The organism is Streptomyces coeruleofuscus (assembly GCF_039532725.1).
Taxonomy (GTDB): domain Bacteria; phylum Actinomycetota; class Actinomycetes; order Streptomycetales; family Streptomycetaceae; genus Streptomyces; species Streptomyces coeruleofuscus.
Genome location: NZ_BAAASE010000001.1, coordinates 826,425 through 839,117, shown reverse-complemented (window position 1 = coordinate 839,117; position 12,693 = coordinate 826,425). Strand labels below are relative to the sequence as shown.

The window sequence follows — 12,693 nt, the reverse complement described above, 5'->3', positions numbered from 1 at the left end:
TTCGGATCACGCCCCGCGGGGAGGCACGTCGGGGTCGTCCGCCGGCCGCGGGGGCACGACGCCGGGGGCGGGTCCACCGGCGGCTCCGGCGACCGGGCCGGCGGCGGGCGGGGCCGGCGGCACGGGCGGCACGCCGCCGGGCACTCCGGTGCCCGGTGCGGTGGTGCTCCCGTGTCCCGGCGTCATGCCGACCGCGTGCGCGGGGCCGGGCGGGGAGGCGGACGGCCGGGCCATGCCGCGCAGCACGTACGCCGCGACACCCAGGATCGCGGCGGTGATCAGCGCGGCGGCCCAGTCGGGCAGGCCGAGGGCGAGGGCCAGTCCCACGGCGAGCGCGAGGGCCGCGCCCGCGTACAGGGCGAGGGCGCCGGACGCGGCGTACAGCGCGGCCTTGCGGCGCTGCTTGCGCGTCTGCTCGCGCAGTTCGTCCCGGACGGTCTCGCGCGCCACCTGTGCCAGCTCGTCGACCAGATGCTTGTCCAGATGCTCCAGGTGATCCAGCGGCTTCATGCCCGGCCGGGTACCCTCGCCCCCTCGCGCGTAACTAGGCTCCTCCCCATGGAGATTCTGGGTGCCACACTGCGCGTCTGCGTCGACGACCTCGAGACCGCGATTCCCTTCTACGAGCGGCTGGCGGGCGGCAGAGCCCAGCGCTTCGAACGGGGCGGTGTCCAGGTGGCGGCGATCGGCTGCTTCCTGCTGATGAGCGGGCCCCCGGCCGAACTGGAGGTGCTGCGCAAGGTGGCCGCGACGATCGCCGTGACGGACGTCGAGGAGACCCACAAGGTGCTGACCGAGGTGGGCGCCCACATCATCGCGGGCCCCATCGCCTCACCGGCCGGACGCAATCTGATCGCCTTGCATCCGGACGGGTCGGTCTACGAGTACGTGGACCGCCAGGCGTGATCCCGGCCGGGGCCCGGCTCAGCGCCGCCGCCCCGGCTCCTTGATCATCTCGGCGGTGATCGCCCAGCGCTCGTGGTCGCGCCAGTCGCCGTCGACGAAGAGCATCTTCGGCGAGAAGCCCTCCAGGCGGAATCCGCAGCTGCGGGCCAGGGCGATCGACGCGGCGTTCAAGGGCTGGACGTTGATCTCCAGCCGGTGCAGCCGCATCGGGCCGAACGCGTAGCGGACGACGAGGTCCAGCCCCTCGCGCATCAGCCCGCGCCCGGCGGCGTGCGCGAAGGCGCCGTAGCCCAGCGTCCCGCACTGGAAGCCGCCCTCGACGATGTTGTTGACGTTGATGAAGCCGCCGATGGCCCCGTCGCTCTTCTCACAGACCAGGAACCCGGCCTTGGAGTGATCCTCGATCAGCCGCCCGGCGTACGCGGTGTACGCCGGGGTGGTGTCGGGCGGGAAGAGCCAGGGGTGGTGCAGGTCCTTGCTCTCCCGCGCGCGGGCGGTGAACTCGGCGGCGTCCTCGTAGGTGAAGTGGCGTATGCCCACCCGGGGGCCTTCGGCGAGGTAGCGGGATGCGTGGTGCGGCATCCCGCCACAGTAACCGCGCCGGCTGTGTCTCCTCAGGACCCGGCGACTCAGGACCCGCCGACTCAGGACCCGCCGACTCAGGACCCGGCGACTCAGGACCCGGCGACCGGCAGCCGGAGCACCCCGGGCTCGCGCGGCCCGCCGACCACGGTCACCGGCTTGATCCCCCGGTTGCCGAAGTACGCGTCGTCGCTCGCCGCGATGACGAACCGCAGCCGGTGCCCGGTCTCGTACCGGTGCACGATGCCGGGCAGCGTGACGGTGAAGCTCTTCGTCACGTCCGGCACCCGGACCGGCGCGACCAGGCGGCGCACGAGGGTACGGGCGCCGTCGGGCGCGACGTCGTAGATCTTGGCGAAGAGGACCAGCTTGTCGGCCGCGTCGCCGGAGTTCTGCATGCGTTCGGCCTTCGGCGAGTGCACCTTGAGCGTGGCCCGGGGTGCGCCGACGACGTCGAGGGGGCGGTCCAGCGGCTCGCTGGTCCAGTCGAGGTAGGTGCCCTTGGTGTCGCGTGGTGGCGAGTCCGGCACCCCGATGAGACCGGCCAGCGAGCTCTCCGAATGGCTCGTGGGGATCGCCCAGTTGGTGTAACCGCGAGTGCCGCGGGCGATCTTGTTGCGGTTGTCGACGAGCTTGCCGTCCCCGGAGAGGTAGAGCGTGCGGTTGAGCGCCGGGAGGCGGTCGGCGGTGGCGTAGGTGCGGTTCGGGTCGGTCACCCAGTCGCGGTAGTAGGCGAAGGCCGGGCCGGTGTCGGCGTGCGTCCGCTTGCGCAGGTGGCGGTCGAACCAGGCGAGGACGCGCCGGCCGACATAGCTGGTCTCCAGGTTGCCCTTGGACAGGTCGAATTCACCGGTGGCCGGGCCGGTGGGCCCGCCGCTGTGCCCCCAGGACTGCCAGATCATCTTCACGGGGGTGCCCTGGGCCCGGAGCGTCCGGTACGTCGCCGTGGCCTCGTTGAGGTTGAAGAGGGTGTCGGCCTGCCCCTGGATGAGCAGGGTGGGCGTCCTGACGCGGCGCAGGTACGACACCGGGGAGACGCGGCGGGCGAAGGCGAGCAGCTCGGCGGTCCGGTCGGCGGGGTAGCTGCCGGAGTTGAGGGTGTGGATGGTCCGGCAGGCCTGGGTGACGAAATGCAGACAGGTCAGGGAGTTGATGCGGGAGGGGTCGAGGCTGGGCTGGAGCAGGGGCTGGCCTTCGCCGATGAGGTAGAAGCCGTTGGTCCACTGCCATTTGAAGACGCCGGGGACGCCGCTGCCGCCGACGGCGTTGTTGGGGTCCAGCGAGTACGCCAGGTCGTGCCAGGTGATCATGGGGACCAGCGCGTCGAGGCGGTGGTCGACGGAGGCCGTCGCGAGCTGGACGGCGCCGCCGTAGGAGCCGCCGATCATGCCGACACGCGGGTCGCCGGGGGCGTCGAGGGTGACGAAGTCGGCGGTGCTGCCGTCGTCGGCGGCGCGTTTGCCGCCCAGGAAGTCGACGAGCTGCGCGGCGGCCGCGCCGTCGATGTCCGGGTCGTCCAGGGAGATGAGGCAGCCGCTGCGGCCGAAGCCGAGCCCGGAGTAGACGAGGGAGACGTAGCCACGCTGGGCGAAGGCCTTGCCGATGCTGTCCGTCGAGCCGTCCGACTTGCTGCCGCCGAAGCCGTTCGTGCCGAGCACGGCGGGTGCCGGGTGTTCCCGGTCCACGCCCGCGGGGCGGTACAGGTCGGCGTCGACCGTGCAGGAGCGGCCGCCGGCCTGGACGGTGAACTTCAGCGGGGTGACGGTGTAGGGGTCGGCCGCGGAGGCGGGTGGGCCGATGGCGAGGGGGGCGGCCAGGGCGGCGCCCAGAGCGAGAGCGAGGGGAGCGCGGGATCTGGGCACACGTCGGGACACACGGACCTCCACGGTGAGGGGCGACGACAACCTGGACAACCCGGATACCGACCAGTAGGCACAGGCCGGTAGCCATGGTGTGACACGTGTCAGGGAATCTCAATCACCGAAACGAGGGTTCTTGACAGGATTTCAGTAGCGGCGTGCTCAGCTCAGGGCCGGCGCGTCGAACGTCAACGTGCCCGTGGAGGCGTCCAGTTCGGCCGGGACCCCGAGGGGTATCGTCAGCGCGCCCTCGCGGTGTCCGAACCCGAACTCCTCCACGACCGGGACGCCGAGGTTGCCGAGCCGGTCGGCGAGCACCGCGCGCAGCTCCTCGTACGGGCCGCATGCCGCCCAGGACCCGAGCACGATCCCGGCGACCCCGTCCAGCCAGCCGGTACGAAGGAGTTGGGTCAGATACCGGTCGACGCGGTACGGGCTCTCGCCCACGTCCTCGATCAGCAGCAGCCCGCCCCGGGCACCCGCGAGGGCGTGCGGGGTACCGAGGTCGCTCGCGAGCAGGCTGAGGCAGCCGCCCAGCGTGACGCCACGGGCCCGTCCGGGCACCAGCGCGGAGCCGCCCGGGGGCAGGGCGGTGACGGTCCGCACGGACTCGGGCTCGAAGAGGGTCGCCCGGAGGTGTTCCTGCGCCCGGGCGTTCTTGATGAAGTCGACACCGGCCGCCGCCGGGCCGTGCAGAGTGGCCAGTCCGAGGCGGGTGGCGAAGGCCTGGTGCAGGACGGTGATGTCGCTGAACCCGGCGAACACCTTGGGGCCCGCCGCCCGCATCGCCTCCCAGTCGAGCAGGTCGGCCATGCGCTGCGCCCCGTACCCGCCCCGGGCGCACAGCACCGCGGCGACGGCCGGGTCGCACCAGGCGTTCTGGAGGTCGGCGGCCCGCTGGGCGTCCGTACCGGCAAGGTAGGCGAACTCCCGGTGGCGGCCGAGCACATGGGGCGCCACGACGGGGTCGAGGTCCCAGCCGCGCAGGACGTCGAGCCCGGCCTGGAGCCGCTCCTCGGGCACGGGCCCGCTGGGAGCGACGACGGCCACGCGGGCTCCGGGGACGAGCCGGGGCGGTCGCAGCAGGGGTCTCACTTGGCGAGCTCCAGGATCGGGACGCCGGGTGTATTCAATCCGAACACCTGGGCGTACAGGGAGAGTTCGGCTTCGAGGGCGCGCACCATGGTCTCCACCCTCCGGAACCCGTGTCCCTCCCCCTCGAAGGCGAGGTAGGCGTGCGGCACCGGCCGGTCACCGAGCCGGGCCAGGAACCGCTCGCACTGGACGGGCGGGCAGATCACGTCGTCCAGGCCCTGGAGGAGCAGGAAGGGCACGTCCAGGCGGTCGGCGTGGGTGGCGGGGGAGCGCTCCGTGTAGCGCGCTGGCACGTCGGCGAGCGGCCCGATCAGGCTCTCCAGGTAGTGCGACTCGAAGTCGTGGGTCTCGCCCGTGCCCCAGCCGGTGAGGTCCAGGATGGGGTACTTGATCGTGCCGCAGGCGTAGACGTCGGTCGTGGTGAGCGAGGCGGCCGCGGTCCAGCCGCCCGCGCTGCCGCCCCGGACGGCGAGCCGGTCGCGGTCGGCGGTGCCCTCGTCGGCGAGGGCCAGGGCGACGGCGGCGCAGTCCTCGACGTCGACCACGCCCCACTGCTCGCGCAGCCGTTCGCGGTACGCGCGGCCGTACCCGGTGGAACCGCCGTAATTGACCTCGGCGACGCCGATGCCGCGGGAGGTGAAGTACGCGATCTCCAGGTCGAGCACGAGCGGTGCGCGTCCGGTGGGCCCGCCGTGCGCCCAGACGACGTACGGCGGCAGCTCGTCGGCGGGGGCGACGCAGCCGGGGTGGTGCGGCGGGTAGATGTGGGCGTGGATGTCGCGTCCGTCGGGGCCGGTGAAGGTGCGGATCTGCGGCTCGGGGTAGTAGGCGGGGTCCACGGCGTCGTCGTGCTCGGCTCCGACGACGCGGGCGTGGCCGGTGCGGGCGTCCAGCTCGACCACCTCGTAGGCGCTGCGCGGACTGGCACCGACGGCGACGACCCGCTCGCCGTGCGCCGCGAGGGTGGCGGCGAACTCGGTCCAGGGCCCGGCCGCGTCGACGACCTCACCGGTCTCGGGGTCCAGGATGCCGAGGGCGGTGGCGCCCCGGCCGTGCACGACGGCGATCAGGCCGCTGTCGAGCGGCGCGAACCATCGCATGCCCGGTTTCCACAGCGCCCCGGCGAACTCCTCCTCGCGCGGGCACAGGGGCTCCCCGTCGAGGTACAGGTTCCACCAGCCGCTGCGGTCGCTCGCGTGCAGCAGGCGACCGTCGTGGGTCCACTCGGCCTGGGCGACGGACTCGCCGGGCCCGCCGGCGACGGTCCGGGCGCCGTGCAGAGTACCGTCGGGCCCGACGTCGGCGAGGAGCAGCTCCGTGCCGTCCCACGGCATGCGGGGATGGTCCCAGGCGAGCCACGCCGCCCGCCGTCCGTCGGGCGACAGCTTCGGCCCGGTGACGAACCGGTGCCGGTCGTCGGTGAGTTCCCGTACGGCGTCGCGGTCCCGGGCGGCGGAGCCGTCCAGCGGTACGGCGGCCAGGACGCGGCGCACATCGGCGGGCCCGGGGCCGGTGAACTCCTCCAGCACGCACCACACCTCGCCCCGCTCGGGCCGCAGTCGCGGCTCGGCCCAGCGCAATCCCGCGCCCACGTCGGACACGGGCGTGAGCGGACGCGGCTCGCCGCCCGGCTCGAACCGGTACAGCCGCTGGTCGGCGAAGTTCACGAACACCACCAGCGGGCCGTTCTCCCCCGGGAGTGCGGCCCACGGATGTCCGCCGTACTCGACGACCCGGCTGCGCACGTTCCACGGCGCGGGCAGCACCGACTCCTCCGTGCCGCCCGCCCGTCGCCCGCCACCACCCCTCCAACGAGGCGCTTCGCGCCCCACCTCCTGATTGTGCCGCCGCACCAGAGTGCGCCGGCCCGCCTCGGCGGGGCGCGGTTCGGTCCACCACACCTCGTCGCCGACGAACCCCACGTACTCCGGGTGCCCGTCGTGCGCGGCGGCCAGGGCCGCGTCGATGGGCGAGGGCCACGCCCCGTACGCCAGTGTCCGCACCGTCTCCCCCGCTCCCCTAGGCCGTCCGCAGGAACCGGTCGAGCACGCGGACGCCGAAGTGCAGCGCCTCGACGGGGACCCGCTCGTCGACGCCGTGGAACATGGCGTTGTAGTCGTAGCCCTCCGGCAGCTTCAGCGGTGTGAAGCCGTAGCCGGTGATGCCGAGGCGGGAGAACTGCTTGGCGTCCGTGCCGCCGGACATGCAGTACGGCACCACGTGCCCCTCCGGGGCGAACTCCTCGACGGCGGCCCGCATCCGGGCGAACGTCGCCGAGTCCACCGGCGCCTGGAGGGCCACCTCGTGGTGGTGGAACTCCCACTCCACGTCCGGCCCGGTGAGCAGGTCGAGGGTGTCGCGGAACTCGTCCTCCCCGCCGGGCAGATACCGGCCGTCCACGTGGGCCACGGCCTCCCCGGGGATCACGTTGATCTTGTAACCGGCGTCCAGCATGGTCGGGTTGGCGCTGTTGCGGACGGTCGACTCGACGAGCCGGGCGGCCGGTCCGAGCTTGTCGAGCAGCCGGTCCACGTCGGTCAGGTCGGGCTCGATGCCGTAGAGGGCGGCGAGTTCGGTGAGGGCGGCGCGCACGGTCGGGGTCAACCGCAGGGGCCACTCGTGCTCGCCGATCCGGGTGATCGCGGCCGCGAGCCGGGTGACCGCATTGTCCGTGTTCACCTTGGAGCCGTGCCCGGCCCGGCCGCGCGCGGTGAGCTTCAGCCAGGCGGTGCCCCGCTCACCGGCCGAGAGGGGGTAGATCTGCCGGCCGGCGCCGTCGTGGAAGGTGAAGGCGCCCGACTCGCTGACGCCCTCGGTGCAGCCCTCGAACAGCGCGGCGTGCCGGTCGGCGAGGAACCCGGAGCCGTCCTCGGCGCTGGCCTCCTCGTCCGCGGTGAAGGCGATGACGATGTCCCGCCGGGGGCGGACGCCCTGGCGCGCCCAGGCGCGGACCACGGCCAGGATCATCGCGTCCATGTTCTTCATGTCGACGGCCCCGCGCCCCCAGACGACCCCGTCGCGGATCTCCCCGGAGAACGGGTGCACGGTCCAGTCGGCGGCCGCGGCGGGTACGACGTCCAGGTGGCCGTGGAGCAGCAGCGCGTCGGCCGAGGGGTCGGTGCCCTCGATGCGGGCGACGACGTTGGTGCGGCCCTTGGTGCGCTCCAGGAGCGTCGGCTCGATGCCGGCCTCGGCGAGCCGCGCGGCGGCGTACTCGGCGGCGGGCCGTTCCTGGCAGTCGCCCCCGCCCCGGTTGGTGGTGTCGATCCGGATCAGGTCGGACGTGAACGTCACGACCTCGTCCAGCGCCTGCCCGTCCGCCTGCTCAGCCATACTGCTCCTCCACCGCGGCCGAGACGATCGTGGTGACCGCCTTGAAGGCGCGGATGCCCTCGTACATGGTCTCGCTCGTGTAGGCCACCTTCCGCTCCCCGATCCGGTCCACACCCGGCACGACGGTGGCGGCCATGGCCAGGTGCTCGGCGTCGAACTCCACGGCGACGGTGAACGGGCCGCCGCGCACGGGTTCGTGACGCACCGCCAGCGACGCCGCCTCCTTGGCCGCCGCCCGGATGTCGGCCGCGGTCCTGGCCGGCGTACGGCAGACGGCGGCGTACCGCGAGACATGGTCCTTCACGGCGACCTTCAGCGCCTCGGGCGCGTACCCGAGCGCGTCCTCGCAGGCGACGTCGTCCCCGGTGACCAGCACGACCGGCACCCCGAACTCGGCGACGACATGGGCGTTGAGCAGCCCCTCGCTCGCGGGTACGTCGTTCAGCCACACGCCGGTGATCTGGTTCGCGAGGTAGGTGTGCGCGAGGACGCCCTCCATGCCGGCGCCCGCGTGGTAGCCGACGAACGCGATGCCGTCCACGTCGCCGTGCTGCACGCCCTCCACCATGGACAGCGCCTTGTGCCGGCCGGTGAGCAGCTGGGTCCGTTCGTCCAGTTGCTCCAGCAGCAGGTTGCGCATGGTCCAGTGCGCCTCGTTGACGATCACCTCGTCCGCGCCGCCGTCGTAGAAGCCGAGCACGGCGGCGTTGACGTCCGAGGTGAAGAGCGAGCGGCAGCGCTCCCACTGCGAGGCGCCCGGCAGCACGTCGTCGGGCCAGGTGACGCCGGTGGCGCCCTCCATGTCGGCGCTGATGAGGATTCTCATGACGAGCCGTCCCACCGGATGGAGATCTTCATGGTTCGTCACGTTACGCGCTGCGGGCGGAACCGGCTACGACATGTCACCACCGTATCGGCAGGTCGGTGATGAACGCGGTGAGCCGGTCGGCGAGCAGGCGGTTGTCACGGGCCGAGTAGTGCCAGTGGCAGCCCGTGTGGTCCAGGCCCGTGTCGTCGAGGCGCCAGTAGCGGACCCGGCGGTCGCCGGCGGTGGTGCGTTCCTCGACTACCTGCTCGACGTGTCCGGCGAACGGCCCGGCGCCGACGGCCAGGAGGGTGGTCCCGGGCCCGTAGCGCGTTCGCAGCTTCTGGAGGAAGCCGCTGTAGGCGCTCCGGTAGGCGGCGGCGAGGCTCTCGTCCGTCCACGGCTCGCCCGGGTTGACGGGCGTCGAGAAGTCGTTGGTGCCCAGGTGGACCACGACGAGCCGCGGCCGCCAGGTGCCCGGGTTCCGCCAGACGTCACCGGGCACGTTCAGCAGCGCGCGGTCGTAGAAGGAGCGGTAGTTCACCTCCGGCGTCCCGCCGTTGTAGTTGCGCACCATCCCCAGGCCCGAATACGCGTTGATCTGGTAGTCGGCGCGCAGCCGCCGGGCGGTGAGGGCGCCGTAGCTCACATCGGCGTTCGTGGTGCGCGCGACCTGCTCGCCGGTGCAGTCGCGGGAGGTCGAGAGGTTGCCGTAGCCCGCCGTGAGGGAGTCGCCGACGAACTCGATCTGGCGGCTGCGCGCCGCCGGTCTGCCGAGGACGGCACCACCGGGCGCGGCGACGAAGCCGCCGAACGAGCTGGTGCTCCAGGGGGTGTCGTTGCGCTTGACGAGCCGGACGGTGTGCACCCCGTCGCGCAGACCGTCGACCCAGTGGGTGGTCCTGCCCGGCGTGACGAGGGTCGCGACGGTGGCTCCGTCGATCTGGACGTCGTAGTCGGCGGCCGGGTCGTCGAGCACGACGCCCACACCGGTGCCGCGGAACCGGCCCTCGAAGTACACGCCGGGCCAGCTGTACTGGAACACGTCTCCGGCATCTTTGACCCGCCCGGCGGTGTGCACGCCCGCCCGCACTCCGTCCTGGTCCGGCGGGGCGGCGGTGGCGACCGCGGTCGGGCCGGCCAGCGCCATCGCCGCCGTAGCCGCGACGAGCATCCGCAACCAGGGCATCGGCATGACTGTCCTCCGGGGGACGAGGCAGGTGCACGGATCGGGGCGACATGACCGTACACCGACAAAAACCCCGCCCACCAGACCGCGTAGCGCTCAGCTCCGCAGCCGGTCGAAGCCGAAGGGCACGAGGGCCTCGGGCCGCCGCCCGGTGGCGACGTACTGGGCGAGCCGGTGACCGGTGACCGGGCCCAGGGTGACCCCGAGCATGCCGTGGCCGGTGGCGGCGTAGGCGTTGTGGTGCCCCGGGACGCGGTCGATCACCGGGAGTCCGTCGGGGAGGAACGGGCGCCCGCCGACCCAGGGGTCCCGGATCAGGCCGACCAGGTCGTCCGGGTCGTCGAACCAGCGGCCCAGGTAGTGCCGGCTCGCGAGGGCGACCGCGGCGATACGGCGCCAGTCGAGACGGTTGTTGTTGCCGCTGAACTCCATCGTGCCGCCGATCCGCGTGGTGCCGGCGATCGGTGAGGCGACGGCCCGGCGCTCGCCGAAGTACAGCGTGTGCCGGGGCGCCGGATCCAGGTCCACCGAGAAGCTGTAGCCCTTCCCGGCCTGGAGGGGCAGGCGGTGCCCCAGGAACCCGAGCAGATCCGGCGAGCGCATGCCGGCGGCGACGACGACCGCCGAACAGGGCGTTTCGGTGTCGGCGGTGCGCAGGGCGGTGACCCGGCCGCCCGCCGACCGGAACCCGGTGACCTCGGCGTTCTCGTGGATCTTCACACCCGCGGCGGCCAGTGCCTCGCCGAGGGCACGCGCGAACGCCTCCGGGTCGACGACCCCCTCCCCGGCGACGAGGTAGGCCGCGCGCACGGCCGGTGAGAGCGCCTCGTCCAGCAGGTGTGCCTCGGCGCCCGTGACGATGTCGTCGGGCACCGGATAGTGCCCGTCCGCCATCTCCCGCTGGATCGCGAGGTGGTGCCGTGCCTCGGACGGCGACAGGAAGGCGTGCACCATCCCGGGCCGGGTCAGCGTCGTGTTCACTCCGGCCCCGCGCATGCCGTCGAACAGGTCGAAGGTCTCGCGGTTCAGCTCGGCGACCGCCGCGTAGCCGCGCTTGAAGACGGCCGGTGTGCTGCTGCGCCAGAACCGCCACAGCCACCGTACGAACGCCGGATCAGGGAGCGGCCGCAGGTAGAGCGGGGAGTCCGGGCGGCCCAGTGAGCGCAGGGCGTAGCGCACCACGCCCGGGGCCGGCACCGGCGTCGAGTGGCTGAGGCAGACCCAGCCGGCGTTGCCCCGGGACGCCCCGGACCCGAGCCGGCGCCGCTCGACCACCTCCACCGGCAGCCCCGCGGCGGCCAGGTAGTAGGCGGTGCACAGCCCCACGACACCGCCGCCCACGACGACGACCGGGTCCGCCGTACCCGCCACGGCGCTCATGTGGCGTTCCCGTACGACGCGAGGAACTCCCTGGTGCGGGCCTCGGCGGGAGTGTCCAGGACGTCCTGGGGCCGGCCCTCCTCCACGATCCGGCCGCCGTCGACGAACACGACGTGGTCGGCCACCTCCCGGGCGAAGGGCAGTTCGTGGGTGACGAGCAGCATCGTCATCCCGTCGGCGGCCAGTTCGCGCATCACGCTCAGCACCTCCCGGGTCGCCTCGGGGTCCAGGGAGGAGGTGGGCTCGTCGAAGAGCAGCACCTCGGGCCTCAGGGCGAGGGCCCGCGCGATGGCGACGCGCTGCTGTTCGCCGCCGGAGAGCTGCTCGGGCTGGGCGAGGGCGCGGTGGGCCACCCCGACCCGGCGCAGCAGCGCCACGGCCCGCTCCAGGGCCTGCGCTTCGGGCACTCCCGCCTTGCGCTGCGCGAGCACCACGTTCTCCACGGCGGTCAGGTGCGGGAACAGGTGGAACCGCTGGAAGACCATGCCGACCGTGCGGCGCAGCCGGGGCAGGTCGCGGCAGACCATGCGGCCGCCCTGGTGGACGACCTCACCGGCGACTTCGACGGTGCCTTGGTCCGGGCGTTCCAGCAGGTTCACGCAGCGCATCAAGGTCGTCTTCCCGCCCCCGCTCTGCCCGATGACGCTGACGATGCTGCCCCGGCCGACCTCCAGGTTCACCCGGTCGAGCACGAGCCGGCCGTCGAAGGACTTGCACAGCCCCTCGATCCGTATGACGGCCTGGGAGGAGGCCCGGGCGGCGGGCGTCGCCGCGGCCACTGACTCGGTCATGCGGAAACCTCCTTCACGGGAACGGCGGCGGCCGGCTCGGCGGCCAGCAGGGCACGGGCCGCCCGCAGGCGCCGCCGTCGCCACGGCGACAGGGGCACTCCCGACCGGACCTTCCGCTCCAGGAGCAACAGCAGCTGGGACAGCGGGTAGCAGAGAGCGAAGTAGATCGCCGCGATGACCAGGTACACCTCCAGGGCCCGGAAGGTGGCCGAGGTGATGAGCCGCCCCTCGGACATCAGCTCCGCGGCGGAGACGGTGACGAGCAGCGAGGTGGACTTGAGCAGGTCGACGAGCATGGTGTTGGTGCCGGGCAGGGCCAGGCGGAGGGCCTGCGGCAGCACGATGTGGCCGAAGATGCCGGTCCTGCCGACACCCAGCGCCTCGCCGGCCTCGGTCTGCCCGGCGTGCACACCGCTGATCGCGGCGCGGAAGATCTCGGACAGGTAGGCGGCGTAGAAGACGATCAGGCTGAGGCAGCCGGCCGTGAAGACGTCCAGCCGGATTCCGGCCGAGGCGAGGCCGAAGTAGGTCAGGAAGATGATGGCGAGCAGCGGGATGTTCTTGAACACCTCGGTGTAGACGGCCGCGAGGGCACGCGCCGGCCAGGCCTTGCTGAGCCGGAGCAGCGCCACGGCCAGGCCGAGCAGCACCGCACCCGCGAAGCTGACGACCGTGTAGGACACGGTGCGCCCGAGCGCGGAGATCAGATCGGGCCGGTAGTCGGACCAGGGGACCTCGAAGAGACCGGACATG

The 12,693-nt window shown here is 72.9% G+C and carries 12 protein-coding genes; 1 reads left to right on the top strand and 11 read right to left on the bottom strand.

Features of this window, described 5'->3' with window-relative positions:
- Positions 1-6: 6 nt before the first annotated feature.
- Positions 7-510 (bottom strand): phage holin family protein, encoded by a 504-nt coding sequence (locus ABFX81_RS03620; RefSeq protein WP_086841103.1) that lies wholly within the window; start codon positions 508-510, stop codon positions 7-9.
- 48 nt (positions 511-558) lie between these two features.
- Here ABFX81_RS03620 and ABFX81_RS03615 point away from each other — a divergent pair, with 48 nt between their 5' ends.
- Positions 559-906 carry a VOC family protein gene (locus ABFX81_RS03615; protein ID WP_059420053.1) on the top strand — a complete coding sequence of 116 codons (348 nt, stop codon included), beginning with the start codon at positions 559-561 and terminating at the stop codon, positions 904-906.
- Between the two features lie 18 nt (positions 907-924).
- On the opposite strand, the gene ABFX81_RS03610 is transcribed toward ABFX81_RS03615, so the two are convergent.
- From ABFX81_RS03610 to ABFX81_RS03565, 10 genes are all read right to left on the bottom strand, one after another.
- Positions 925-1,488 (bottom strand): GNAT family N-acetyltransferase, encoded by a 564-nt coding sequence (locus ABFX81_RS03610; RefSeq protein WP_086841100.1) that lies wholly within the window; start codon positions 1,486-1,488, stop codon positions 925-927.
- 92 nt (positions 1,489-1,580) lie between these two features.
- Complete coding sequence (locus ABFX81_RS03605) at positions 1,581-3,362, bottom strand: CocE/NonD family hydrolase (RefSeq protein ID WP_346137616.1); 1,782 nt, start codon at positions 3,360-3,362, stop codon at positions 1,581-1,583.
- Positions 3,363-3,509: 147 nt separating this feature from the next.
- Complete coding sequence (locus ABFX81_RS03600; protein ID WP_086841096.1) at positions 3,510-4,442, bottom strand: LD-carboxypeptidase; 933 nt, start codon at positions 4,440-4,442, stop codon at positions 3,510-3,512.
- Complete coding sequence (locus ABFX81_RS03595) at positions 4,439-6,445, bottom strand: prolyl oligopeptidase family serine peptidase (protein WP_086841094.1); 2,007 nt, start codon at positions 6,443-6,445, stop codon at positions 4,439-4,441. Before ABFX81_RS03595 ends, ABFX81_RS03600 begins: the two co-directional genes overlap by 4 nt.
- Before the next feature lie 16 nt (positions 6,446-6,461).
- Positions 6,462-7,775 carry a M20/M25/M40 family metallo-hydrolase gene (locus tag ABFX81_RS03590; protein WP_086841092.1) on the bottom strand — a complete coding sequence of 438 codons (1,314 nt, stop codon included), beginning with the start codon at positions 7,773-7,775 and terminating at the stop codon, positions 6,462-6,464.
- Entirely contained in the window at positions 7,768-8,601 is an 834-nt protein-coding gene (locus ABFX81_RS03585; protein ID WP_086841113.1) for a M55 family metallopeptidase, read from the bottom strand. The genes ABFX81_RS03590 and ABFX81_RS03585 overlap by 8 nt, the downstream gene beginning before the upstream one ends.
- A gap of 76 nt (positions 8,602-8,677) precedes the next feature.
- A complete protein-coding gene (locus tag ABFX81_RS03580; protein ID WP_346137615.1) occupies positions 8,678-9,769 on the bottom strand; it encodes an SGNH/GDSL hydrolase family protein in 1,092 nt (363 codons plus the stop codon).
- A 96-nt stretch (positions 9,770-9,865) separates the two neighbouring features.
- The gene (locus ABFX81_RS03575) at positions 9,866-11,149 is read right to left on the bottom strand and encodes an NAD(P)/FAD-dependent oxidoreductase (RefSeq protein ID WP_346137614.1); all 1,284 of its coding nucleotides are present in this window, start codon (positions 11,147-11,149) and stop codon (positions 9,866-9,868) included.
- A complete protein-coding gene (locus ABFX81_RS03570; RefSeq protein WP_086841090.1) occupies positions 11,146-11,940 on the bottom strand; it encodes an ATP-binding cassette domain-containing protein in 795 nt (264 codons plus the stop codon). The genes ABFX81_RS03575 and ABFX81_RS03570 overlap by 4 nt, the downstream gene beginning before the upstream one ends.
- Complete coding sequence (locus ABFX81_RS03565; protein ID WP_086841088.1) at positions 11,937-12,692, bottom strand: ABC transporter permease subunit; 756 nt, start codon at positions 12,690-12,692, stop codon at positions 11,937-11,939. The genes ABFX81_RS03570 and ABFX81_RS03565 overlap by 4 nt, the downstream gene beginning before the upstream one ends.
- Position 12,693: the final 1 nt, after the last annotated feature.